This window comes from Dickeya lacustris (genome assembly GCF_029635795.1).
GTDB classification, from domain to species: domain Bacteria; phylum Pseudomonadota; class Gammaproteobacteria; order Enterobacterales; family Enterobacteriaceae; genus Dickeya; species Dickeya lacustris.
On sequence record NZ_CP114280.1, the window covers coordinates 4,331,896 to 4,357,768 of the forward strand.

Sequence of the window (25,873 nt, forward strand, 5' to 3'; positions counted from 1 at the left end):
GAAATCGAGCGCATCCAGCGAGGGGCGTCGATTCACGCTCTCATCAGAACGAGGTGCGTTTGTAGGTACGGTACTGCGCCTGCCAGAAATTATGGCCGATGGCTTTCACCAGCGCATCTTCAGAGGTCAACTCAGCCACGCCTTGCAATTGGGCGGCTTTTGCCACTTCCAGCGCAATGTACTTGGAAACGGACTGAATATCGCTGACTTCCGGCAGCAGGGCCCCTTCGCCTTTGGAGGCCAGCGGGGAACAATCCGCCAGCGCGCGGCTGGACGCCATCAACATGCCGTCGGTGATGCGTTTTGCGCCACTGGCCAGCACGCCCAATCCGATACCCGGGAAAATATACGAGTTATTACACTGCGCGATAGGGTAGACCTTATCTTTATACTGCACGGGCGCAAACGGGCTGCCTGTCGCCACCAGCGCGGCACCATCCGTCCAGCGGATAATATCTTCCGGGCGGGCTTCGACGCGCGATGTCGGGTTTGACAGCGGCATCACGATAGGCCGTGGGCAGTGGCGGTGCATTTCACGGATAATCTCTTCCGTGAACAGACCCGGCTGACCGGAAACGCCAATCAGAATGGTCGGTTTCGCATTGCGCATCACATCCATCAGCGAAATGGCATCGCTGTTAACATCCCAGGCGCTGAGGCTGTCACTTTTCTGCACCAGTTTGCTCTGGAAATCGAGCAGATTAGGCAGCTTGTCCGTGAGCAGGCCGAAGCGATCCACCATGAATACGCGGGCGCGCGCTTCTTCATCGCTCAACCCTTCTGATTTCATCTGAGCAATAATCTGCTCGGCAATACCGCAGCCAGCGGAACCCGCACCCAGGAAGGTGACGGTTTGATCGCGCAATTGGCTACCGGCAGCACGGCTGGCGGCAATCAAACTACCGAGCGCCACGGCGGCGGTGCCCTGGATATCATCATTGAAGCTACAGAGTTCATCGCGGTAGCGGTTTAACAGCGGCATCGCGTTGCTCTGGGCGAAATCTTCGAACTGAAGCAGCACGTTGGGCCAGCGACGTTTGACTGCCTGAATAAAGTCATCCACGAAGGCATAGTATTCATCACCGGTAATACGCGGGTGACGCCAGCCCATGTAGAGCGGGTCGTTCAGGCGCTGCGGATTGTTGGTGCCGACATCCAGTACCACGGGCAGGGTATAGGCAGGGCTAATGCCGCCACATGCGGTATATAACGATAATTTACCGATAGGAATCCCCATGCCGCCGATGCCCTGATCGCCAAGGCCGAGAATACGCTCACCGTCGGTTACGACGATGACTTTTACGTTCTGTTTGGTGGCGTTTTGCAGCATGTCATCGATGTGTTCACGGTTCGGATAAGAGATGAACAGACCACGAGCGCGGCGGTAAATATCGGAGAAGTGTTCGCAAGCAGCACCGACCGTTGGCGTATAAATGATAGGCATCATTTCGCTCAGGTGGGTTTCCAACAGGCGGTAGAACAGGGTTTCATTCGTGTCCTGAATGTTGCGCAGGTACACATGTTTTTCCATATCGTTTTTGAATTCCTGATACTGCCGCCAGGCTCGCTCGGCCTGTTCTTCAATCGTTTCTACCGCTTCGGGCAACAGACCGTGCAGGTTAAACTGGGCGCGTTCTGCGTCACTAAAGGCGCTGCCTTTATTCAGCAGAGGAAATTCAAGCAGGATAGGGCCCGCGTAGGGGATATACAGAGGACGTTTACTTTCGTATTCCAATTCCATGACGTTTGACTCTTTCGGTAGCTGGTGGGTAGCTGAAATCGGCTCAGAGAACCAAGGAAGCGATAGGATGGGGGCGATCTTAAAGTACCCAGAAAATATGTACAGGGATTGTTAATTAAAATAATTACAGATGACTTGCATATAAAAAATGTGTGGGAGAAATCACATATTATCTGGCTTGCGCCGCGATTTTAGCGGCACGTTTCTTCTTCTCTTCTTCTCTTCTTCTTGCATGGTGAGAGCAAGACCCCTCGGCGTCGCCGACAGGTATCTTGCTCGACCGTCGCTTGCGTGCGCGCATCGTCCTGCTAGCGCGCACGGTGAGACCAGAGGGGAGGCTATCGCTTCGCGGCGACGCTAGCCTGAAATCACCGCCAGCTCACGGCGCAGCGCCTGGCAACCCAACGAGGCCAGTAACGGTTGCGCCAGGCTCCACTGACTTAATGCGCCATGCTCCGTTTCAACCAGAACGGCCTGCTGAATGCGGGCAAAAGACTCCCCGGCCAGATTGACGAGGTTTAACGCGGCCTGTAGCGGAGGCAGGCTGGGGTTGAAGGCGGCATTTTCCGCATAACAACCGCTGTAGGTGTTGCCCGATGCGGTTTGTAGCGCTATTCCGCTGAAGGCTTTGCTGTATGGCGCGTGGCTGCGGTTTGCCGCCATCAGTGCTAACTGCACCAGCGGACTGTCGCTTTCGAGTGTCAGCCGGTTATCAATCTTATCCATTAACAGCGTGGTGATAGCCAGATCGCGCGGGCCAAACGCATCGGGCAGGTAGTGGCCGAGCGGAGCGGCGTCCCGGCCGGGCAGACAGATGCGTAAACCCGGCGCGCTGTTAAGTTCATTCATAAACTGGCGGCAGTGCCCACAGGGGGTGTAGTTAACCGTAACGGCGCGCAGCGCCGGTTCATGGCGCAACCAGGCATGGCTGATGGCGCTTTGTTCGGCGTGAACGGTCTGTTGCAGCGGTTGTCCGGCAAATTCCATATTGGCACCCCAGTAGAAGGCACCACTAACGCCCTGAGCAATCGCGCCAACGTGAAAGTTGGATACCGGCGTTACGGCGCAGGCTGCGGCAAGGGGGAGGAGCGCAAAAGCCAGCGCATCGGCATCGAGCCCACACTGCGCGCACAACTGCGCCACCTCCTCGGCACTGAGCATGGCGGCAAAATCCTCCCGCGCCAAGATGGGTTCCAGCGCCTGTTGTAGCGTTGCGGGCAGTGTGGTGAAAGCGTCATGAAAGCGTACTTGCATGGTGGCCTCTCTTCAGCGGTTTTCAGGTACAAAACGTAAAACGTGGTCGAGGGTGTAACAGACGACTGCGTTTTTAATGGTGGCAGGCGCGCTCTGCGCCGCGCATGTTCAGCACGGTGGCTGTGTGCTCTCTCTTTTTACGCAGTCTGGTGGGATCTGCGCTAAACGAATGTGATTTTTATCACTTTTATAATGCAATCAATGAAAAATAAATCACAAATGCGAGATGTTTCGCAGGTTTTGGCCGCTGTGGTGAGCGAAAGCGCAATCAGAAGAGGGGCAGACGAGCGCAGCGCGCAGGCCAGAAGCGATCGTGTCAGAGGCGTCGGGCCAGACGCTATCTGGCCAGAAGAGAGCACAAGGGGCTTTGCCGTGCCCCTTGCGGGTGTTGACGGAGGGTTAGCCTGCCATTAAGCGCAAAATAACCGGAAACAGAAACGGCGCAATCAGTGACGTGATGATGCCGCATATCACCAGCGCCAGCGAGCTAAAGGCACCTTCCTGAAAATCGACTTCGGCACAGCGGGCGGTTCCCAGCGCGTGGGAGGCCGTCCCCATTGCCAGACCACGGGCAGACTTGGCGCGAATATTCAGGCGATTAAACAGCGCATGGCCAAACACGGCACCGAGAATACCCACCAGAATCACGCACATGGCGCTGATGGCAGGAATACCGCCGATGGATGAGGCAACGGCCATCGCAATCGGTGTGGTGACGGATTTCGGTAAAACCGATGCGGCAATTTCCCGCGAAGCGCCTAACCAGAGCGCAATGACCGTACCGGAAATAATGGCGGTGACGCTGCCGATAAAACAGATACTGATGATGGATTTCCAGCGGGCGCGAATTTGATGCAACTGCTCATAGAGCGGGAAGGCGAGCGCGACAACCGCCGGCTGGAGCAGGCTGTTGAGCGATGCGCTGCCCTGAAAGTAGTGATCATACGGGATATCCAGTACCAGCAGCAGCGGAATAATCACCAGCATCGATACCAGTAGCGGGTTCAACAGCGGCATTTTCAAGCGTAATGCCAGATGACGGGCGCAGAAAAATACCACCAGCGTCAGCGGTAATGACCACCAGATAAAGTGCATCATTTTTCGTTGTCCTCATGCTCTTTCACGGCGGCATGCCCGGCTTTGTTATCACGGTGCATCATTTGGGTGGTGTAGCCCACGACAATCATCACAATAACGGTGCTGATAAGACAAGAGACGACGATCGGGCCAAACTGACTGCGCACCAGATCGTAATAATTCATGACGCCAACGCCTATCGGCACAAACAGCAAGGCCATGTAGCGTAAAAAGAGATGACAACCCGGTTTAACCCAGCGAGCGGGCAGAATTTGCGAGGCCAGCAGTGCAAATAACATCAACATGCCGAGAATGCTGCCGGGAATGGTGATGGGTAAGAGCGCAGAGAGCGCGTTGCCTGCCAGCAGGCAAAGATAAATAACAGCAAATGCGCGTAGGTATTGCCAACACAGCGTAATGAAATAAGGCATAAAGAGGCGTCCTGTTAAACCGTGCGTCTGATAATAACGCTAATGGCTGCGCTGTGCTATGCGTCACAAAACCGTGTCACAAAACCGTGTGATAAAGCTGTGTCACAAAACGTTATCACATCATGGCGATGCGCCAGAGATGAGCGAGTGGGCTCGCCGGGTTTGGCGTCATGGCCGGCTGATGGCATGACAACAGCCAGACGCGCCGTACAGGGCGGCAAGCTCCCGGCAGGGCCGGGAGCGAGAGGGCCGGGAGCGAGAGGGCCGGGAGCGAGAGGGTTAGTGCGGTAAGCCGTAGCCGAAGGGGAATAAGGGGGCCTGGCTGTCGTAGGGAACATCCGGCTGTTGTTTTCGCACCGCCTGCATCGAGGAGGGCAGCTCAAACGGCAGCCTTGCCTGATAAGCGGCGCCAGAGGTCAGCCGGTCAAGCAGGACGCGATCGCTGATCCCAAAGTTGGCAATCAGCGCCCGGGTTTTGCCGGTGATGTTGGTCAGAATGGCAGGGCGCTCCATGTAGACCGTGACCAGCGTCGGCACCTTGGCGCTGGCGCTCACGATGGCCTGATAGTCGGCATTATCAGGGCTGAAGGCCAGTGAGCCTTCGTGGTGTCGGCTGCCGAAGAAAAAGTTCTTATGCGGTTGTTCATACGGGGTTCGGGTACGAATTAATGCAATATCTGCTTGTTCTGGCGTTGCGACGACGTTAAAGCCAGCCGCGCGTGCGGTGGCGCTATCGATACCGTACAACCACACGTTGCTGCCTTTACGCAGCGGCAAGAGATTGTTGTTTTGCAACAAGACCAGCGCGCGAGCCTGTGTGGTGTCGGCCAATTGCTGCCAGTCTGTTTTGCCGACCAGCGCATCGGCCTGTGCCGGGTCAACATAAGGGCGCTCGAACAGGCCAGTCTGGAATTTTTGTTTTAAAATGCGCTTCACCGAGGCATCCAGTCGTGCTTCGCTGATCTGGCCCTCTTGCACGGCATTCACCAGCACGGCGGAGTCGGTAACGCCGCCGAACTGATCGATACCCGCATTCACGGCTTTGACGAAGCGAGCCGACGGCGTCAGGCGTTCTACCCCCCACGGCATACCGCGTGGCACCGGTTTTTCGCCCGCTTTGACGCCAGTAAGACAGTCGTCTTTACAGTCGTTGGTGATAAGCCAGTCACTGAGGATGACACCGTCAAACCCATACTGACCGCGTAACAAATCGGTGAGCAAAAAGCGGTTAAAACCAGCGCCGACGGGCTCAATCGGCTTACCATGCCAACTGGCGTGACGCAAAATCGAATACGTTGGCATGATAGCGGCGGCATGCGCTTCAAATGCGCCAGTAAACGGGTCGATATGCTGTTGTAGGGTATTGGCGCGGAACTGGGCGTATTTGCCATAGGCGTTGTGGCTGTCCCACCCTTCTTTTGCCGCACCATAGCCCACCCAATGTTTCACCACGGAAACGACGCTTTGGCTATTTAGGCCATTGCCGCCGTTTTGCATACCGGTGACATAGCCGCGTACCATGCGTTTGGTGAGTTCGGGGTCTTCGCCAAAGGTGCCGTCGATACGCGGCCAGCGGGGTTCGCTGGATAAATCCGCCTGCGGCGATAGCGCTTCGGTAATGCCGACGGCGCGGTATTCCTGACGCACGATATCGGCATACTGGCGCACCAGTGCTTCATCGCCAATGGCGGCAAGCCCCAACGTTTCCGGCCATTTACTGAATTTTCCCACCGAGACACTGACGCCCACCAGCGACTGGAAAGAGCTGCGCGGGTCGGTGCTGATGGTAATCGGAATACCCAGTCGGGTTTGTTCCGCTAGCTGCTGTAATTTGTTGTTTTCCTCGGCCATCTGCGCCGGATTATCGCCGGAAAGCCGGGTAATAAAACTGTTGACGTAGCGATCGGCAATCATGATTTTTGCCGCATTGAGATCATACTGAGTACCCGCACCGGTGACGCTGCCTGCCGTTGGCGCGGAGCCGTGCATCATGACGCCTGCTTTTTCTGCCAGCGTCATACGTGAGACCAAATCCACCGCCCGCTCTGCCGCAGGCAGTCGCCAGTCTTCATAAGGGTTCAGTTGTCCGTCGCGGTTCAGGTCTTTAAATGTCAGCCCGTTGACCCTGATCATCGGTGCGCCACGGCTATCGAGCACGGCCTGTTGTACTGCGCTTGCCAGAGGGGAAAACAGTAAGGGTAGCGCGATGAGCAGCGCTTTAGGGGATATCGCACTTTTTTCCATGTGTAGATTTCTCGTTATTTGAGGTGGTACAGCGGTTGCAGACAACGGCAATACCGCTTCACAGCGCCTGTGGGAAAGCGCTTGCCGTTGTCCTGCCAGAGAGGTTGTTCACGCTTGTCATTCACATGAGTCATTCACATTAGCAATTCACATCAATAGTCCACCTCAACACTAGTGCAGCCTTCAGGTGGCCTTCAAGCCAGCGGGATAGAATTCTGGATAGAGTTCAAAGAAATCGTGGATGAGAATAGCGGTGAGCGGTGCGCTGCCACCGACAGGGGGTGGCAGCCGTTATTGCGCAGTGTGTAATAAGGGGCAGCGGTGGGTCTGGTCAGGCTTAGTGGATAAAAGAGGCGAGGCTCAATAGATTCATCGTCAGTTGGTTATGCAATAACATCGCCAGCAGAATCAGGCTGGTTGACCCCATTTGGGTTAACACCGCACGGTGCAGCCGGGCGGTATGCAGTAGCCAGCCGGGTTCGCCAGGGGCGGTGGTGTCGAGTGCGGTCGTGGCCGGGTCACGCCATTTTTTTTCGGCGATAGAGTCGATAACGAAAAAGGCCACGCTCAGGACAAACCATAACTGGAATAAGCGGTGCCAGTCATCGAGCCACAACATAACGGACCCGCTTATCATCAGCAGCCAGCCTGCCACGTTGTAGAATCTGTCGGTAATGGTTAATCCACTCAGCAACAGTTGCTTTTCGGGGGGCTGTTGGCAGGATTGCAGCCGCCATGAAAGCCAGGGGGCAAACAGTAACGGGCCGGTAGCAGCCACTGCCGCCAGCGCATGCATCAATTTCATCAGATTATATTCCAGCATGGGTTATTTCCTTTTTATCGTGAGCCGTGTTTTATCGTGAACGGCGTTGTAGCGTGAATCGTCGTGCGCTTACGGTAACGCAGCACAGTTCAGGCGGGAATGTTCGATAATGTCATGATATCGAATAAAAGTGACAACTCATGGGCATGAGGCGATGCTGCCATCGGCGTTCTGGTCGTGCAGCACATCGATGTTAGTCGTCGCAGAGGGCTAGCGTGTTTTTCGTCTGGGATATTGCAGAAACGCCATCGTAGCTTGCTTGCGGCTGCGCACTCGCAGTACCGCGCAGCCAGGCTACAAGTGGCCTGCCGTTCCCGGTCGCAAGCGTCCGGTGCTACCTGTGCCCCACCGTGGAGGCCTGGTTAGAACAACACTCTCTGAAAATTCGTTGAGGTTTAGCAGGACGGGGGATGGGATTGCTTCAACCTCTCAGTACGTACCGGTTTCGCCGGGCATCGGCGATTCAGCTATTCACCCCTAATTAACACCTGAATATCACCTGTTATGTCCTTCGGGCATGATTTACCGGCTACGCACTGCTCGCCAGTCTAAAAAATTACCTTCGGTATAGTCTGCTGTGAACGAGGAGCGGACATACTACTACTTCCCGTTTATAGATATTGATAGCACATGATTGTCGACCAACCTCGAAACGATTCATTCGACCAACTTGTGATTTACATCAGTAAAAACCCGTCAAATGCTGCCATTGACTTTTTTCTTTCAGCAAGGAGCGAGATCTTGTCCGGCTCCGAAAGATGTGAGCCGGGCGTGGGCAGGGCAGAAGCGGTATCCTCAAGCCAACGATGAAAAAGAACATTGCTAAAGAATTCCGGGGCCTGTGTCTTCTGTACTCGAGCCATCGCGATATGTGTAGCAATAACTGGATTGACCTTGGAATACGTGAAACGTGAAGAGGGATGGTTTACTACGGCCACTGGCACGCTACCGGCAAGTGACCTAATCCGATTGCCGTTACGTAGGCTGAAGCAAATAATCACATCCGGAGCCAACACCTCCAGGACTTCGGTAAATGCTTTCTCACTGCGTTGCCAGACGTCTGCGGGTGGCGCAACACGGCTGCCCTGTACGAATTCCTGCAAAAAGTTGTAATAAGCAACACTGTTCCAGAACTCCTTTCTTTGTGTATCGGAGAAGCGCTTTCTGACGTTCTGAACAGCAGACATTATTAAGGTGAAATGCTTATGTCGTGAAAGCTTACCGGTTGCCAGAGGGTGCCTCTCACCCAAAGCAAGCGCCTTAACTATTTCGGGAGTGACTGTTGGACGTTCATGCTGCTTACTGCCATAGTGAGACTCGCACACCAAAAGCATGCGTAATCCGTAAAATCCTTTCTCATAGTGGAGGCCGACCCAAGGTGCAAAGCGGACGTTACTTTTATTCATTGTCATCCTTAGTTACTTTCTTATCAAACCATCACTGATGCCTCTAAAGTATCAGAGTTAATTTTTCTTTTTAACCGGCAATTGATTAAACGTGATGCACTTCATTATTGAGCAGCTTGACGGTCCGCTCCTGGCACTCAGCGGACGTTTGTGTACAAGAGGCGCAACAACCCTCCGCAGAGACGCGAAATCTACGGTCAAGCCATTAGACTTGATGATCGACATTCAGGCTAATGCGCAATGCTGGTGTGAAAGGTGAAGCGAAGGGCCATCAGCGGTAAAGCAAGGTTTTACCTTCGCAGGGGGCTGGCTCACTTCGCTTCATATGATGGTTGCTAACCATCATATATTTATTACATACAAGACTCAGGGGGCGGGGGGCTTTTGTGTATTGAGGTAGCGGCGAGCATAGCTGGGGCTGTTGCCGGTCATGCGGCGAAACCAGTGCCCAAAGGAGTCGCTGGATGAAAACCCTAGGGTGTGTCCCGTAACTATTTTTTGTACAATCAGGGACATGATTTCACCACAAAAGTCCTTTAATTTGGCTCGTTACGATTTTCCCGATGACGCCTGGGCGTTGATTTCTCCCATGCTGCCACCTGAAAGAGGCTCTTCCCGAGGCGGGCGTCCTTATTTTGCGCACAGACATGTCATGAATGGCATATTTTGGGTGCTTTGCTCTGGCGCACCCTGGCGGGACTTACCTGAGCGTTATGGTCAATGGAAAACCATTTACAACCGCTTCAATCGGTGGTCTAAAGCCGGAATAATGAACAGCATTTTCAATAAATTACTCCAGATTCTGGATGAAAAAGCGCTGATAGACTGGGATGTTATCGCGCTGGATGGCAGTAACGTTCGCGCCCTGAAAGCGGCCGCCGGTGCGAAAAAAAACATCCCGATGAATGCGAGGACCATGGGCTGGGTCGCTCTCGCGGCGGCTTTGGCACCAAAATCCATCTGGCGACAGATGGCACAGGATTACCACTGAGTTTTGCCTGAGCGGTGGACAGGCCCACGAAAGCCGATACGCGGAAACGTTGCTCAACCGGGTCGGGATTATCCGAAAAAGCGGGCACCTGAAATCACGTCCGAAAGCGGTGCTGGCGGATAAGGGTTATTCAGGTAAAAACCTTCGCATTCACTTGAAAATGAAAGGAATAAAAGCGGTTATTCCGTTTAAATCGAATGAGAAGGCCAGTCAGGACGGACGTCGCCCCCTCGACACGCGCCTGTACAAAAAACGCAATGTCGTGGAGCGTTGCTTTGCGATACTTAAAGAAAATCGCCGTATTGCCACCCGCTCGGAGAAAACGGCCAGAAACTACCTGAGTATGCTAAAACTGGGAGCGATCAGGTTATTTTTAAAGCGGTTGTTAAGTTAAGGGACACAGCCTAGCTGGATAGCCAGCTCATCATTGGATTTACTATCGGCCAGCCCGCGCCAGACTTCGGATAATAACAGGCGGTTATGCCATTCGGTGAAGCGTAGCCCGGTATGGCGCACAAACAGCCGCGCCAGCGTACGTTCCGTTGCCCCCACCAGTTTTCCCCATTCGGCGAGGCTGCGGCGTAATGCCGGTGTGGCGATGAGGCAGTCGGTGATTTTTTTCAGGCGCTGATCGCCGGGTAAGGGCAGGGAGAGGTTGCTGGAGGGCATTTCTTCAATTTCTTCGAAGAGCAATTGCAGGATGCGCGCGCGGCGTTCGTCGCTCAGTGCGGTGTGTGCAACGGCCAGACGTTCGCACAAGCCGACAATAAACGCGGACGCATCCAGCAATTTTATCTCGCTCGAGGAGCAGTGGCACAGCGAGGGGGCGACATACAGTACGGTTAAATCAACCCGATGTAAGGCATGCCCCCAGTGCACCACATTCGGCGGTATCCACACTGCCATGCCCGGTTTAATCAGCCAGTTTCGAAACGCCGTATGGCCGTAGAGGATTCCTTGTCGCACCAGAACAAACTGTCCCTGAGTGTGCTGGTGCGGTACATTTTCTGATTCGGAAACCGAATCAAGAATACGTTCTGTAAAAAAAGCGTCATGCTGGTGGATCGCGTCGTCCATTATGTATCCGTCAGTGTTGCCCGTTACTGTCAGGATTTTTGATAGTAATTGGGGATAATGAAACAAAAAATTAGCCCCACCAGCATACTTCCCCCCAGTAACGTGAAACAAGTCTGATATGTATTTGCTGTTTGAAGATGCTGTTGCAGCGTCGCCAGCAGGTTGACGCCAACGGCTGCGCCAATATTGCGTAAAAACTGGATGGTTGAGGTCCAGGCACCCAGACGTTCCGCCGGTGCGCTGTTTTGCGCCAGTACCAGTGTGGTGGTGGCGGTGAACCCCATCCCCAACCCAATCATGATAAGTGCCAGCGCGATAACCAACGTGTGATTAAGCGTCAGCGCGGCATTCATCACCAGACAGCCGATAGCCAGTAGCGCCATACCGGCACCGGCCATGGTCCGATATCCCCGTTTGGCGAGCAGGTTGCCGCATACGGCAGAGCCGACGACCCAGCCTAACGCGGCCAGCATAATCAGCAGCCCCCCCGATAACAGCGAGCCGCCAGACTGACTGAGTGCCAGAGGCAGTAAGGTGACGGAGGCATAGAGGCCCGCGCTGGAGAGCATGACCAGAACAATGACCGAGAACAGCGCGCCGTGGCGGAAAAACTCGACGGGAATCGGGCTGCCGAGCGGTTGTTTTTGCAAACGAAAGGCCAGCAGTGCGGCGCTAATCAGCACCAGGGCGACCGGGGCAAACCAAGGCACCATCAGGCGTGATGAGCCAGTCATCAGCCACATCAGCCCACTGGTCAGCACGATGAGCGCTAACTGTGCGGTCATATCGAGGCGAACCGTGTTTGGTTGTTTGCCCACCGTCGGTGTAAACACCAGCAACAGCAACGCACCCAGTCCGACGGGCAGGTTAAACCAGAAGATAGACCGCCACCCGAACCAATCGGTTAACACGCTGCCGCACAGTGGGCCAATGATAGCGGCAATCCCCCAGACGGCACTAAGTATACCTTGCATTTTACCGCGCTGGCTGGCGTCAAACAGACTGGCGAGTAACGCGTAGGTCAATACAATCAGGCTGCCCGCGCTACACCCTTGTACGACGCGTGCGGCAATCAGCCAGCCCATGGTCGGGCTGACCGCTGCCAGCACCGAGGCCGCCAGAAAGAGAATCAGGCTGGTTTTTAGCGTGATGGACACGCCAAGGCGGTCAGCGCAGGCACCGGCCAGCGGAGCAATCAATGCCACTGGCAGTAAAAAGCCGGACATGATCCAGGGCCAGCGTTCGGCGTGACCCAACTCATCACGCATGGCCGGGAGCGCCGTGCTGATAATGGTGCTATCCACGGCGGCAAGAAACAGGGTGGCGATAATCGCCACCACACCTAAACGTGTTTTAGGTTGCGGCATGGCCGCCGCATTCAGCGCGTGTTCTTTCATGCGAAAGGGCCCTTGCTATGTATATGAGAAGATTTGGAGAAATTCACCACCAGCGCCTGTGTCTGTTCGTCCATATGGTCATCCACTTTGCGGATCAGCTCGCCGGACTGCACGATGTGCCGAAAACGCAGCGTCATGGCCAGTTGGGTTGCTGCCGCAGCATTGCCTTCGGTGTAATCGATATCGAAGGCGGATTTCACCGTTTCGGCTGATGCGCTCGCCAGTTCGGTATTCAGCCGTTCGGTTTCGGCCACCAACTGGTGCATGCGGGTGCGCTGTTGGGCGGTGAAGTTTGGGATGATATGGTCGAAAATAGCGTGATCACACTGAATATGGCGCACTTCATCGAGGCCATGAAAATGCAGCAGTCGGGTCAAAAGGCGATGCTGCATCGGGTCTAGCACGTTTAGCCGCCGTTCGAACACGGTAATCACGGTTTCACCGACATACGCGGTGGCGCACAGCGCTGCCAGTTTGACAAGCGGGTCGTCATTATCGCTATAGAGCGCAATACGCTGTTGGTGCAGGTTATTGCGCAGCTTGATATCACGGCCAGAAAGATGGCGCACATACTGATAGAAGCTGTTGGCATGCTGGACTTCTTCAGACGCAAAACATGACAACGCATGATAAAGGCCATCGCCCGCCAGTACGCTGGGGTTATCCGACTGTAGTTCGCACAAAATGCGTGTCATCACCGAGGAAACATGCATTTCGACTTCCGCTAATTGCGACAGCTCCTTGTACAGATACGCGATGGCTTTTGGTTGCTGTTCATGTTGCCCAACCAGCGCCCACGACAGAAAGGCTAACTCCTGGTCGGTGGCAGCGTCTGCCCAGGACATCCGGTTAGGATGCAGGTTATTAAGATGAGCGTATTGGTTAATAGATTTGAACGCATCCATCACGTTTTCAGTACGCTTCAATTCCCTTAACTCCTTTATTTCCTGGGCGATGAGAGGGTTGCGGTTATGCCGCGTCGTTATACGTAAGACAGCGCATTGAAGATGGTTCGGTCTTTGTCTTCGATGCGGCGACGGCCATGCATGACACGGGTATTGTCAATCAGCACGATATCGCCTTGCTGCCAGCCCACATCAACTGTCAGGCTTTCGCACAGGTCATCCATTTCTGCCAGCAGCGTATCCGGGATTGGGCTGCCGTCAGCGAAGGTAATAACCGGGGTTTCATAGTTATTCGACGGCCCGAAAATGCTGTTGGCGAAGTTATGTGTTTCCTTCGTATTCAGACGGCTGCCAATAATCGCTGGCGTCTGGAACGAATAGCGAATTGCACCGTCGTCAAGCTTGTCAATGCGCATGCCGACATCGCTTTGTGCAACGGCGTACAGGTGCTCCAGCGTAATGTCGTCAATTGTGGTCGGCGCGCCCGGTTGACCGGCCAGCGCGTGCAGCGCATAGGTTTTCCACTTCTTCTCATCCACACGTCGTGAATAGACAATATCCTGTGATGTGAAGGCGGCGCGCTGGGCCGCGTTCATGTGTTCATACACGGCTTTGCCATCACAAACGGTGGTCTGTGACCCCTGTGTCGGCGCTTTCTGGCAATAGAACCAGCACAGATCCGGCCAGAACGGGCTGTTGCCGTTTTCACAATGCAGACCAACCTTGTCGTAACCGGCATCTACTTTTTGTGCGGTGTCGCCATCAAAACTGCGGGCGGGGTCAAGACTGATGCGGCTGCTGGTACTGCGCACGCGCTCGGAGAAATCGGCAATACTGTGACGAAACCCCCGCAGAATCAGATAGCCGTGGGTATGGAGCTGATTGAGTAAATAGTCTGATGTCAGTGCGGTAACATCGCCTTCGTCCAGTGAAGTAATAACCAACCCGGCATGGGATGTATGAGCCATTTCCTTGATGTTCATTCGACATTAACCTCATTGTGTGCAAGAAAGTCAGCGACGGCATTACGGCGTGGCCGACCGGTAACAGTGAACAGTTGTTCCATGATGTCTGGATGGTGCGGGAGCAAAATGGGGTTGCTGATGTGCTCCAGTTCATTCAAATGCTGGCGCGCATAGTCGCCAATCGCCTGACGGATGGTGTCCGCGTTGCGGATATCGTTCACGATAAATAGGCCGCCGAGAAACTGCCGCTTGTCGCCAAACACAATCGCCGCCAAAACCCCAGGCACCGAGCGATAAGCCGTTTCCAGCCATTCGGGGGAAATATTTCTGCCGTTGGCAGTAATAATCATGGTTTTCTTACGGCCAATGATGGAGATAAACCCGTCCTCATCCTGCCGGGCGATGTCCCCGGTGTGCAGCCAGCCCTCTTCATCAACATGGCAACTGCTGGGGTCTTCGCCCGCATAGCCCGCAAATAATGAGGAACTGCGTAAGCACAGTTCGCCATCGTCGGCCAGACGCACCTCTACATGCGCCAGCGGCTTGCCAACGGTGCCGATGCGGTAGGCTTCGCGGCTGTTCCAGCAGGCCACCGAACTGTTTTCACTCAGGCCGTACCCTTCATAAACCGGGATACCGAGCTGGTTGAGGCCGTGCAGGATGTCGCTGTCTACCGGGGCACCGCCGACGGCCAGCAACGGCAGATGGTCGTGGCCGAAGAGTGTTTGCAAGCGGTTTTCCGGCGTACAGCCCCAGGCTTTTTCGGCCAGCGCTTCCACCAGTGCCGGGGTCAGTGTCATGGCGGTCGGGCGGGCTGCGGCTATCAGCGCTAAACGATCGATTGCCTGAACGCCCGGGCTTCCTAAGGGCGGTAACGTGACCGGCGGCAGCACGATGGCACCCCCGGACGTTAGCGGCATATAAATCGCCGTGACCTGTTCTATCAACAGACTCAGCGGCACCAGACACAGGTAGCGCTGGTAATCCCCCTGGGCGGCGCGTTGCCATAACGCCTCGACCAGCGCATCCAGACCATGACGGCGGATTTGCACCCCTTTCGGCTGGCTGGTGGTGCCGGAGGTATGGATGACCTTGATTATCGTATCCTGCGTTGCGTCAGGCGGATCACCGGCGTTTGTTGCTAATCCCGACCGATCGGAAAGCGAAATCGGGATCAGTCTGGCATCCAGCGATAAGCCGCGTTGACGCCACACATCCAGTTGTTGCTGGCCGGTTTCATCCAGCAAAATGACAGCGCAATCGTGCAGCAACCAGGCGGCCTGTTCTGCTGAGAACGCCAGTGGCACCGGGACTTCGACCCTGTTGGCATACAGCAGGGCTAAATCCGCCACCACCCATTCGGCGCTGTTGCCCATAATCAGGCCGACAGGCTTTGGCGGCGTGTCGCCGGGGGGCGCGGGTTCCTGTGCGAGAATCTCTGCCGCCAGCTGACGGACGTCGCGCAGCAAGGTGGCGTAACTGTAATGGGTTTCATCGTCGTGGGCGTAACGGTCGTGGGCTTCACTGCCCGCGCTTGGCAACTGGATGATAGCCGGGGCATCCGGGGTGTGGCTGGCCTGCTCGATAATGCGATTGAGGATATTCATGCCGCCACCTTTGATTCGCGCATCAGGTTATTAAAATCCGCCATCATCAGACGGCCAGAAAAGTGCTCGAACAGGTGGCCACACTGGGCAAGCCGAATAATACCGGTCTGGGGGGATTGGTCGTAATAGCTGCCCCAGATTTGCCGCTCTTGCTCTGACAGTGCCAACGCAGAGGCCTCGGTGATCGGCTCAAACGGGATGTGGTAATAATCCAGTAATTTTCTTAACCGCCGGGTGGAGGTACACAAAATCGCCGTCGCTCCCATGAACCAGGACAGAATCGGCAGGGTACGAATCAGGTCAGCAGAGGCATTCGGGTTATCAGAAGCCAGTGCGCCTATCTCAACCAATTGATGGCGGTATATCGGCTGGGCGGCGCGCCGATTTATCAAGGCTTCCAGTGAGTCGGGTAAATAACGCTCGGAAAATAATTTGTCATGCTGCGCGGCGAACGTGATGCCCGCGCTGGCGACAATTTTTTTGTCGCGGGCATTTCGGCTACAAATAATGATGTCAGGTGAGGGGGAAATAGTCGCTTTATACGTTTTGAGATAAATATCGGCGATGTATTTTTTTACCTCAATCGCCGTTTCATCCGTAGGGTAAATAATATCGAGCTGTGTATCCGGGCCGCAAACATCCATGTTTTTGTGAATCAGACGAGTCATCGTTTCTCTTCCTTAAGGTTTGTGCATGGCAGGAATACTAGGGTGTGTCCCGTAACTATTTTTTGTACAATCAGGGACATGATTTCACCACAAAAAGTCCTTTAATTTGGCTCGTTACGATTTTCCCGATGACGCCTGGGCGTTGATTTCTCCCATGCTGCCACCTGAAAGAGGCTCTTCCCGAGGCGGGCGTCCTTATTTTGCGCACAGACATGTCATGAATGGCATATTTTGGGTGCTTTGCTCTGGCGCACCCTGGCGGGACTTACCTGAGCGTTATGGTCAATGGAAAACCATTTACAACCGCTTCAATCGGTGGTCTAAAGCCGGAATAATGAACAGCATTTTCAATAAATTACTCCAGATTCTGGATGAAAAAGCGCTGATAGACTGGGATGTTATCGCGCTGGATGGCAGTAACGTTCGCGCCCTGAAAGCGGCCGCCGGTGCGAAAAAAACATCCCGATGAATGCGAGGACCATGGGCTGGGTCGCTCTCGCGGCGGCTTTGGCACCAAAATCCATCTGGCGACAGATGGCACAGGATTACCACTGAGTTTTTGCCTGAGCGGTGGACAGGCCCACGAAAGCCGATACGCGGAAACGTTGCTCAACCGGGTCGGGATTATCCGAAAAAGCGGGCACCTGAAATCACGTCCGAAAGCGGTGCTGGCGGATAAGGGTTATTCAGGTAAAAACCTTCGCATTCACTTGAAAATGAAAGGAATAAAAGCGGTTATTCCGTTTAAATCGAATGAGAAGGCCAGTCAGGACGGACGTCGCCCCCCTCGACACGCGCCTGTACAAAAAACGCAATGTCGTGGAGCGTTGCTTTGCGATACTTAAAGAAAATCGCCGTATTGCCACCCGCTCGGAGAAAACGGCCAGAAACTACCTGAGTATGCTAAAACTGGGAGCGATCAGGTTATTTTTAAAGCGGTTGTTAAGTTAAGGGACACAGCCTAGAGGAGTTACTGCCGGTGCAGAATGACTATTCAGGACATGATGTCGATTAGAACAGACATAAATATGACGAAACGGTAAAGTCCAATAAAAAATATTGTTGTTTTTATGTTGCGAAAGGCATTTGATTTCTTTTTATTAATTAATAACCGGGCGGGAATGCTATGTGTGTAATTATTTTCTCATTCTATTATTTTTAAATTTTATTATTTTTAAATATATGCCCATGTCAACGGTCATGCCGTTGCTGGCGTGAACAGGAAATAAAAAATACCGTGCGGATGTACGGGTAATTATTTCGCAGGGGGATTACCTGGCATTTAAATAGCCAGGTAAGCACACAGAAAAGAGGACGCCGAAGGATTAAGCAGAAAGAATTAATCAGTGGAAAAACGCGGGATGGGCACCACTCACGGCATCTGCGATAGCGTGGGTTAATTGCGCTAATGCCTGCGGTGCAATGATAAACGGCGGCATCAGGTAAATCAGTTTACCAAAGGGGCGAATCCACACTCCCCGTTCAACAAAGAACCGTTGCAGGTTTGCCATATTGACGGGGCGACGGGTTTCCACCACGCCGATCGCACCCAACACCCGCACATCGGCAACCGCCGGTGCGTCCCTGAGCGGCAGCAACGCCTGACGCAGTTGCCCTTCGATGGCCGCCACCTGCGCCTGCCAGTGATTTTCGGCCAGCAGCGTCAGGCTGGCGTGGGCCACGGCGCATGCCAGCGGGTTGCCCATAAAGGTCGGGCCGTGCATAAAACAACCGGCTTCGCCGTTGCTGATGGTCTCGGCGACGGCACGGGTGGTCAGGGTGGCAGACAGTGTCATGTAGCCGCCGGTCAGCGCTTTGCCGAGACACAGAATATCTGGCGTGACATCGGCGTGTTCACAGGCAAACAGACGCCCGGTGCGGCCAAAGCCGGTGGCGATTTCATCGGCGATCAGCAAGATGCCATGTTTATCGCATAACTGGCGAACTTGTCGCAGGTACTCAGGGTGATAAAAACGCATACCGCCTGCGCCCTGCACAATGGGCTCCAGAATGACGGCGGCAATCTCATGCTGATGCTGTTGCAGCAGGGTGCTGAACGCTGCGATATCGTCTTGTTGCCACGGCTGGTCAAACCCGCCTTGCGGCGCAGCGGCAAACAGATGCGGCGGCAGATAGCCCTGATAAAGGCTGTGCATCGAGTTGTCCGGGTCGCACACCGACATCGCGCCAAAGGTGTCGCCATGATAGCCGTGGCGCAGCGTCAGGAAACGCTGACGACGTTCCCCGCGCGCCTGCCAGTATTGCAACGCCATCTTCATCGCCACTTCGACCGCCACCGAGCCGGAATCAGCCAAAAACACACACTCCAGTGCCGCTGGCGTTATCGCCACTAACTGGCGGCACAGCGCCACCGCCGCCGGGTGGGTGATGCCGCCAAACATCACATGCGACATTTGCGCCAGTTGTGTTTGCAGCGCCTGATTCAGGCGCGGGTGATTGTAGCCGTGGATCGCCGCCCACCAGGACGACATGCCATCGACCAGTTGACGCCCATCAGCCAGCTGTAACTGGCAGCCGCTGGCAGCGACAACCGGATAACAGGGCAGTGGTTGTGTCATTGAGGTATAGGGGTGCCAGATGTGGCGTCGGTCGAAATCCAGGTCATCCTGCGTCATGATGTTGTCAACCAAATCAATGTCAATTTGGTTGACAGTATACCCACATAAATTACACTGGCGAGACTTTTTCACCCGGAGCAATGATGATGACTGAACGTGTAAACTGGACCCTGGAGCAGGCTCAGGCCCTGTTTGATAAGCCTTTTTTGGAGCTGATGTTTGAAGCGCAACAGGTGCATCGTCAGCATTTTGATCCGCGTCAGGTGCAGGTCAGCACGCTGTTATCGATTAAAACCGGTGCCTGCCCGGAAGACTGCAAATACTGCCCGCAAAGCGCCCGTTACCGCACCGGCATTGAAACTGAACGCCTGATGCAGGTTGAACAGGTGCTGGATTCGGCACGGCAGGCCAAAGCCGCCGGTTCGACCCGATTCTGTATGGGGGCGGCGTGGAAAAACCCGCACGAGCGCGATATGCCGTATCTGGAAGAGATGGTGCGTGGCGTGAAAGAGCTGGGCATGGAAACCTGCATGACGCTGGGCACGCTGCATGGCGATCAGGCCCAGCGGCTGGCGGCGGCGGGGCTCGACTTTTATAACCACAATCTGGATACCTCGCCGGAATTCTACGGCAACATCATCACCACCCGGACTTATCAAGAGCGGCTCGATACGCTCGATAAGGTGCGCGGTGCGGGCATCAAAGTCTGCTCCGGCGGCATTGTCGGGCTGGGGGAGACGGTGCGTGACCGCGCTGGCCTGCTGGTGCAACTGGCGAACCTGCCGACGCCGCCGGAGAGTGTCCCCATCAATATGCTGGTGAAAGTAAAAGGCACGCCGCTGGCGGAAAATGACGATGTGGATGCGTTTGATTTTATCCGCACTATCGCCGTGGCGCGCATCATGATGCCGAGCTCGCATGTGCGTTTGTCTGCCGGTCGCGAGCAGATGAGCGAACAGACGCAGGCGATGTGCTTTATGGCGGGCGCTAACTCGATTTTCTACGGCTGTAAATTGCTGACCACCCCAAACCCGAAAGAAGACAAGGATGTGCAGCTATTTCGCAAGCTTGGCCTGAATCCGCAACAAACCCAAACCGAGTACGGCGACAACCAACAGCAGCAGCACTTAACCGAGCAATTGTTGCATGCCGATACCGAGCACTATTACAACGCGGCGGTATAAATGAGCTGGCAGCAACGGATTGATGATGCGCTGGCGCAGCGGCGGGCGCAAGACGCCTACCGGGTGCGCCTGCCCAATCAGGGCGGCAGTACCCGCTGGCTGATGCGTGAGTCGCATCGCTACCTCAATTACGCCTCCAACGACTATTTGGGATTGAGCCAACACCCGGCGATAGTCTCGGCCTGGCAGCAGGGGGCGGCGCGTTATGGCGTGGGCAGCGGCGGCTCCGGGCATGTGACCGGTTATAGCGAGGCACACGCCGCGCTGGAGCAGCAACTGGCGGACTGGCTCGGTTACGATAGCGCACTGCTGATGATTTCCGGTTTCGCTGCGAATCAGGCGGTGGTGTTGGCTTTATTGGGCGAGCACGACCGCATTCTGGCCGATCGCCTAAGCCATGCCTCGTTGCTGGAGGCCGCCAGCCTGTCACCGGCGAGCTTACGCCGCTTTCAGCATAACCAGCCGGAATCGTTGCAATCATTGCTGCAAAAACCGGTGAGCGGACAGACGCTGGTGGTGACAGAGGGGGTCTTTAGTATGGATGGCGACAGTGCGCCGTTGGCGGCGCTGGCGCAGCACTGCCGTGACCACCACAGTTGGCTGATGGTGGATGATGCGCACGGCATCGGCGTGACTGGCGCACAAGGGCGCGGCAGTGCGTGGCGGCAGGGGGTGAAACCGGACGTGCTGGTCGTCACCTTTGGTAAAGCGTTTGGCGTCAGCGGGGCGGCCATTCTGTGCAGCGAGTCCGTTGCGGCGTATCTGGTGCAGTTTGCCCGCCACCTTATCTACAGCACGGCGATGCCACCCGCGCAGGCCACGGCACTGAGTGCGGCACTGGCGATCATTCAGGGGGACGAGGGCGATGCGCGGCGGGCGTTACTGGCGCAGCATATCCAGCGCTTTCGCGCCGGCATCGGCACGCTGGCGCTGCAATCGCCTGCGTCAGCCAGCCCGATTCAGCCACTTATCGTCGGCGACAATCGCCGGGCAATCTGGCTGGCGCAGCATCTGCGTGAGCAGGGCATCTGGGTGACGGCGATGCGTCCGCCGACGGTTCCGCCGGGTACGGCGCGCTTGCGCATTACCTTAACGGCGGCGCATCAGCCGGAGGATATCGACCGTTTACTGGAGGCGTTACCATGGCGCTGAGTGAACCTGTAACCGCCCATAAGCGCGCCATCGCCCGTGCGTTTGGCCGGGCGGCCAAACAGTATGACCAGTTTGCCGCGCTGCAACGCGACAGCGGGGAGCAACTCGTGGCGATGGTGGCGGCGAATGCCGGGCTGAATGTGCTGGATGCCGGTTGTGGCACCGGCTATTTCAGCGCACGCTGGCAAAGCATGGGGAAACGGGTGACGGCGCTGGATTTGTCCGGCGAGATGTTGGCGGTGGCGAAAGCGCAAGGCGCTGCTTGCACGTATCTGCACGGTGATATCGAGCAGTTACCGCTGGCGGATGGCTGCATGGATATCAGCTTCAGCAACATGGTGATGCAGTGGTGCGATGATTTCGCCCACGCCCTTGACGAACTCTACCGCGTTACCCGGCCAGGCGGCGTGATTGCGCTGTGTACCCTGGCGCAAGGCACGCTTGCCGAGCTTGATAGCGCCTGGCAGCAACTGGATGGCTCGCGGCGCATCAACGCCTTTTTACCCGCGCAAACCATTACCGCGCTGTGCCAGCGTTACCGCGCGCAGGTGCAACTGTGCCCTGTAACCTGTTATTTCCCGGACGTGTTAAGCCTGATGCGCTCGGTGAAAGGCGTCGGGGCGAGCTGGCTGCATGCCGGGCGAGCGCCGGGCAGCCTGAGCCGCCGCCAACTGGCAGCGCTGGAGGGGCGCTATCCGCGCCACCCGCAGGGCTATCCACTGACTTATCAACGTGTTTTTGGAGTGATTTATCGTGACTAAACGCTGGTTTGTGACAGGGACTGACACCGAAGTGGGAAAAACGATAGCCAGCGTGGCGCTGTTACAGGCTGCTGGCCGCGCCGGTTTTCGTAGCGCAGGGTATAAACCCGTCGCCTCCGGGTGCGACATGACGGCGCAAGGGCTTCGTAACAGCGATGCGCTGGCATTACAGGCCAATAGCCGCGTGGCGTTGCCTTATGATGCCGTCAATCCATTGGCGTTTCTGGAGCCGACCTCGCCGCATATTGTGAGTGCGGCGGAAAACCGTCCCATCGATTTTTCCACCCTCAGTCAGGGCTTGCATACGCTAGGCGCGCAGGCTGATTGGGTGTTGGTTGAAGGGGCAGGCGGCTGGTTTACGCCGCTCTCCTCGCAGCACACCTTTGCCGACTGGGTGGTGATGGAGCGCTTGCCGGTTATTTTGGTGGTTGGCATTAAGCTTGGCTGCATTAACCATGCCATGCTGACGGCGTTGGCGGTGCGCCAGGCTGGGCTGGCGCTGGTCGGGTGGATTGCCAATGATGTGGTGATGCCCGGGCCGCACCATCAGGCCTATTTACAGACGCTGCAAGCGCGCCTTGGCGCGCCGATGCTCGGTGAAATACCGCACCTTGCCGCGCCGATGCAGCAGAATCTGGGGGCTTACTTAAATATTGCTTTACTGAGTGACTAACCGGTGAGGTGACACCCGAGAGCGGGACGCTGATTTCCGCTCTTTCTGATTGAAATTGATAGTGAAAACCAACTTGAAAAACCCGTTGAATCTTTGCGTCGCGCCATATCGCCATGCGGTACGTCCGCGCCGTGTCGTCGTTTTTTTTATAATAAACCGGAGCTCAACGCAGTAAATTTTGTTGAAGAGGGCCGTTTTCGCCCGCTGACGCCAAATCGGTGACATCGCGCCGAGACAGGGCACACGGGCGCTTGTGGGAGTTATCCACCATTTCTGTGGATAACCGTGTGTATTAGAGTTAGAAAACGTGCGCTAACCGAGAGCTGGCGCGGCTTTCGCCCGGTTTGATGCTAATCTCCGCTTTTTTCATATTTTCTTTAAAATCAATCAAATAATTAAAATCAAGTCACTTTTGTGGCAATTGGCGTGCGCACGGGCGTCCTGGCTGACTGGTCAGCGCAGAGAATTTGAGAAAGAGAATTTCTGGGGATAATTATCCGATTTTTTGCTGGATACCAATGCCGGTCTATGCTAGTCAAAAAAGCATGACGCGATGTCAACCGCATGGTTAAGAATGGCTTGATGCTGTCTTTATATCCAGTATTATGTTCCACACTGCATCGCCGTATTTCATGCTATTTTTTCTGTCAGCCGTTTACATCGTGAGTCGAACGTTCAATGAGTAAAGTGTTCACATTGCATTCCGCGTTTCAGCCCGCAGGCGACCAGCCTGAGGCCATTCGGCGGTTGAAAGAGGGGCTGGAGGATGGGCTGGCGCACCAAACGTTGCTGGGCGTCACCGGTTCGGGCAAAACCTTTACTATCGCCAACGTGATTGCCGATTTGAACCGGCCAACCATGGTGCTGGCGCCCAATAAAACGCTGGCCGCGCAGTTATACGGCGAAATGAAGGCGTTTTTCCCGGACAACGCGGTGGAGTATTTCGTCTCTTATTACGACTACTATCAGCCTGAAGCGTATGTGCCAAGTTCAGATACCTTTATTGAAAAAGACGCGTCGGTGAACGAACATATCGAGCAGATGCGTTTGTCGGCCACGAAAGCGCTGCTGGAGCGGCGTGATGTGGTGGTGGTGGCGTCGGTCTCCGCCATCTATGGCCTCGGCGACCCGGACTTGTATCTGAAGATGATGCTGCATTTGACGCAAGGCATGCTGATTGACCAGCGCGCTATCTTGCGTCGGCTCGCCGAATTGCAGTATTCCCGTAACGATCAGGCGTTTACGCGCGGTACGTTTCGCGTGCGCGGCGAAGTCATCGATATTTTCCCTGCCGAATCTGATGAAATCGCATTGCGCGTCGAGCTGTTTGACGAAGAGGTCGAGCGCCTGTCGCTGTTTGACCCGCTGACCGGCCACATCATACAAACACTGCCGCGTTACACCATCTACCCGAAAACCCACTATGTGACGCCGCGTGAGCGCATTTTGCAGGCCATGGAGGAGATAAAGGTCGAGCTGGCGCAGCGCCGTGAAGTGCTGCTGGCGAACAATAAACTGCTGGAAGAGCAGCGGTTGATGCAGCGCACCACCTTCGATCTGGAAATGATGAATGAGCTGGGGTACTGCTCCGGTATCGAAAACTACTCGCGCTTTTTATCTGGCCGTGGGCCGGGTGAGCCGCCGCCAACCTTGTTTGACTATTTGCCCGCTGATGGTCTGCTGGTGATTGACGAATCGCATGTCACGATCCCGCAGTTAGGCGGCATGTATCGCGGCGATCGGGCGCGCAAGGAAACGCTGGTGGAGTATGGTTTTCGCTTGCCGTCGGCGCTGGATAACCGGCCAATGAAGTTTGAAGAGTTCGAAGCATTAGCGCCGCAAACCATCTATGTGTCGGCCACGCCGGGCAAATATGAGCTGGAGAAATCCGGCGGTGAGATTATTGATCAGGTGGTGCGGCCGACCGGCCTGCTCGACCCGGAAGTGGAAGTCCGCCCGGTGGGGACGCAGGTGGATGATTTGCTGTCGGAAATTCGCAAGCGCGTTGCCGTCAACGAGCGCGTGCTGGTCACGACGCTGACCAAACGCATGGCGGAAGATTTAACCGACTACCTGGAAGAGCATGGCGAGCGCGTGCGCTACCTGCATTCGGATATCGACACCGTCGAACGCGTTGAAATCATTCGCGATTTGCGTTTGGGTGAGTTTGACGTGCTGGTGGGGATCAACCTGCTGCGTGAAGGGTTGGATATGCCAGAGGTGTCGCTGGTGGCGATTCTGGATGCGGACAAAGAGGGCTTTTTGCGCTCCGAGCGCTCGCTTATTCAGACCATTGGCCGCGCGGCGCGTAACCTGAATGGCCGTGCGATTTTGTATGGCGATAAAATCACGCCATCGATGGCGCGCGCCATTGAGGAAACCGAGCGGCGGCGAGAGAAACAGCAAGCGTATAACGAAAAACATGGCATTGTGCCGCAGGGGTTGAATAAGAAAATTGACGATATTCTGCAACTGGGCCAGCCCAATGCAGGCAAAGGTAAAAGCAAAGGGAGAGGCAAAAAAGCCGTGTCGGAGGCGGCGGCTTATCAGGCGCTGTCACCCAAGGCGCTGGAGCAGAAAATCCGCGAGCTGGAAAGCCAGATGCTGTCACATGCGCAGAATCTGGAGTTTGAAGAGGCCGCCCGCTTGCGCGATGACATCCACGCGCTGCGCGAGCAGTTTATTGCGTTATCGTAGTCGTCGTGAAAGCGACCACCGCATCGCCGTCGTTTCGCTTCGGCTGGCGTTGCGGCAGAGGTGTTACGACAGAGGTGTTACGACAGAGGTGTTACGGCAGTGATGTTACGGCAAATTCAACCTGTCGCTGCGATGATGGCCGATATCGCACAGGCTGATATCGGCGTTGCCTGTTTACGGTATTTTTACGTTCTTTATCTGCCACTATTTTTTTATCCTCTTTTGCGCGATGGCGGTCTGT

The 25,873-nt window shown here is 55.3% G+C and carries 19 protein-coding genes and 2 pseudogenes; 7 read left to right on the top strand and 14 right to left on the bottom strand.

Features of this window, described 5'->3' with window-relative positions; all coding sequences use genetic code 11:
- Positions 1-43: 43 nt before the first annotated feature.
- The 7 genes from O1Q98_RS19605 to O1Q98_RS19635 form a co-directional block, all read right to left on the bottom strand.
- Entirely contained in the window at positions 44-1,741 is a 1,698-nt protein-coding gene (locus O1Q98_RS19605) for an NAD-dependent malic enzyme (RefSeq protein WP_125259881.1), read from the bottom strand.
- A 357-nt stretch (positions 1,742-2,098) separates the two neighbouring features.
- Positions 2,099-2,995 (bottom strand): cytidine deaminase, encoded by an 897-nt coding sequence (gene cdd / locus O1Q98_RS19610; RefSeq protein ID WP_125259880.1) that lies wholly within the window; start codon positions 2,993-2,995, stop codon positions 2,099-2,101.
- 399 nt (positions 2,996-3,394) lie between these two features.
- Positions 3,395-4,093 (bottom strand): CidB/LrgB family autolysis modulator, encoded by a 699-nt coding sequence (locus O1Q98_RS19615; protein WP_205744267.1) that lies wholly within the window; start codon positions 4,091-4,093, stop codon positions 3,395-3,397.
- Positions 4,090-4,503 carry a CidA/LrgA family protein gene (locus O1Q98_RS19620; protein ID WP_125259879.1) on the bottom strand — a complete coding sequence of 138 codons (414 nt, stop codon included), beginning with the start codon at positions 4,501-4,503 and terminating at the stop codon, positions 4,090-4,092. The genes O1Q98_RS19615 and O1Q98_RS19620 overlap by 4 nt, the downstream gene beginning before the upstream one ends.
- A 279-nt stretch (positions 4,504-4,782) precedes the next feature.
- Positions 4,783-6,747 carry a glycoside hydrolase family 3 protein gene (locus O1Q98_RS19625; RefSeq protein ID WP_125259878.1) on the bottom strand — a complete coding sequence of 655 codons (1,965 nt, stop codon included), beginning with the start codon at positions 6,745-6,747 and terminating at the stop codon, positions 4,783-4,785.
- Between the two features lie 337 nt (positions 6,748-7,084).
- On the bottom strand, positions 7,085-7,570 hold the full coding sequence (locus O1Q98_RS19630) for a hypothetical protein (protein ID WP_125259877.1): 486 nt from the start codon (positions 7,568-7,570) through the stop codon (positions 7,085-7,087).
- Between the two features lie 677 nt (positions 7,571-8,247).
- Positions 8,248-8,976, bottom strand: a complete 729-nt coding sequence (locus O1Q98_RS19635) for a hypothetical protein (RefSeq protein ID WP_240632772.1) — start codon at positions 8,974-8,976, stop codon at positions 8,248-8,250.
- Positions 8,977-9,517: 541 nt separating this feature from the next.
- Here O1Q98_RS19635 and O1Q98_RS19640 point away from each other — a divergent pair.
- A pseudogene (locus tag O1Q98_RS19640) lies at positions 9,518-10,361 on the top strand (IS5 family transposase).
- Here the strand turns inward: O1Q98_RS19640 and O1Q98_RS19645 are convergent.
- Genes O1Q98_RS19645 through O1Q98_RS19670 form a run of 6 tightly spaced genes read right to left on the bottom strand, consistent with a single transcriptional unit; the run spans position 10,358 to position 16,586 of the window.
- On the bottom strand, positions 10,358-11,044 hold the full coding sequence (locus O1Q98_RS19645) for an AraC family transcriptional regulator (protein ID WP_240632685.1): 687 nt from the start codon (positions 11,042-11,044) through the stop codon (positions 10,358-10,360). The pseudogene O1Q98_RS19640 and the gene O1Q98_RS19645 overlap by 4 nt on opposite strands.
- Positions 11,045-11,073: 29 nt before the next feature.
- Complete coding sequence (locus O1Q98_RS19650) at positions 11,074-12,441, bottom strand: MFS transporter (RefSeq protein ID WP_125257808.1); 1,368 nt, start codon at positions 12,439-12,441, stop codon at positions 11,074-11,076.
- Positions 12,438-13,367: a hypothetical protein gene (locus O1Q98_RS19655; protein ID WP_240632684.1), complete on the bottom strand. Its 930-nt coding sequence runs from the start codon at positions 13,365-13,367 to the stop codon at positions 12,438-12,440. The genes O1Q98_RS19650 and O1Q98_RS19655 overlap by 4 nt, the downstream gene beginning before the upstream one ends.
- 56 nt (positions 13,368-13,423) lie before the next feature.
- Positions 13,424-14,329 (bottom strand): TauD/TfdA family dioxygenase, encoded by a 906-nt coding sequence (locus O1Q98_RS19660; RefSeq protein ID WP_125257807.1) that lies wholly within the window; start codon positions 14,327-14,329, stop codon positions 13,424-13,426.
- Positions 14,326-15,918 (bottom strand): AMP-binding protein, encoded by a 1,593-nt coding sequence (locus tag O1Q98_RS19665; RefSeq protein ID WP_125257806.1) that lies wholly within the window; start codon positions 15,916-15,918, stop codon positions 14,326-14,328. Before O1Q98_RS19665 ends, O1Q98_RS19660 begins: the two co-directional genes overlap by 4 nt.
- Complete coding sequence (locus O1Q98_RS19670; protein WP_125257805.1) at positions 15,915-16,586, bottom strand: thermostable hemolysin; 672 nt, start codon at positions 16,584-16,586, stop codon at positions 15,915-15,917. Before O1Q98_RS19670 ends, O1Q98_RS19665 begins: the two co-directional genes overlap by 4 nt.
- Positions 16,587-16,692: 106 nt before the next feature.
- On the opposite strand from O1Q98_RS19670, the pseudogene O1Q98_RS19675 reads away from it, so the two are divergent.
- Positions 16,693-17,537, top strand: a pseudogene (locus O1Q98_RS19675) (IS5 family transposase).
- A gap of 392 nt (positions 17,538-17,929) precedes the next feature.
- On the opposite strand, the gene bioA reads toward O1Q98_RS19675, so the two are convergent.
- Positions 17,930-19,222 carry an adenosylmethionine--8-amino-7-oxononanoate transaminase gene (bioA, locus tag O1Q98_RS19680; RefSeq protein ID WP_125259869.1) on the bottom strand — a complete coding sequence of 431 codons (1,293 nt, stop codon included), beginning with the start codon at positions 19,220-19,222 and terminating at the stop codon, positions 17,930-17,932.
- A gap of 89 nt (positions 19,223-19,311) precedes the next feature.
- On the opposite strand from bioA, the gene bioB reads away from it, so the two are divergent.
- From bioB to uvrB, 5 genes are all read left to right on the top strand, one after another.
- Entirely contained in the window at positions 19,312-20,349 is a 1,038-nt protein-coding gene (gene bioB, locus O1Q98_RS19685) for a biotin synthase BioB (RefSeq protein ID WP_125259868.1), read from the top strand.
- Positions 20,350-21,501 (top strand): 8-amino-7-oxononanoate synthase, encoded by a 1,152-nt coding sequence (bioF, locus tag O1Q98_RS19690; protein ID WP_278142483.1) that lies wholly within the window; start codon positions 20,350-20,352, stop codon positions 21,499-21,501.
- The gene (gene bioC, locus O1Q98_RS19695; RefSeq protein ID WP_125259866.1) at positions 21,492-22,262 is read left to right on the top strand and encodes a malonyl-ACP O-methyltransferase BioC; all 771 of its coding nucleotides are present in this window, start codon (positions 21,492-21,494) and stop codon (positions 22,260-22,262) included. The genes bioF and bioC overlap by 10 nt, the downstream gene beginning before the upstream one ends.
- The gene (gene bioD / locus O1Q98_RS19700) at positions 22,255-22,935 is read left to right on the top strand and encodes a dethiobiotin synthase (RefSeq protein WP_125259865.1); all 681 of its coding nucleotides are present in this window, start codon (positions 22,255-22,257) and stop codon (positions 22,933-22,935) included. The genes bioC and bioD overlap by 8 nt, the downstream gene beginning before the upstream one ends.
- 678 nt (positions 22,936-23,613) lie before the next feature.
- Complete coding sequence (gene uvrB / locus O1Q98_RS19705) at positions 23,614-25,632, top strand: excinuclease ABC subunit UvrB (RefSeq protein ID WP_125259864.1); 2,019 nt, start codon at positions 23,614-23,616, stop codon at positions 25,630-25,632.
- Positions 25,633-25,873 lie beyond the last annotated feature (241 nt).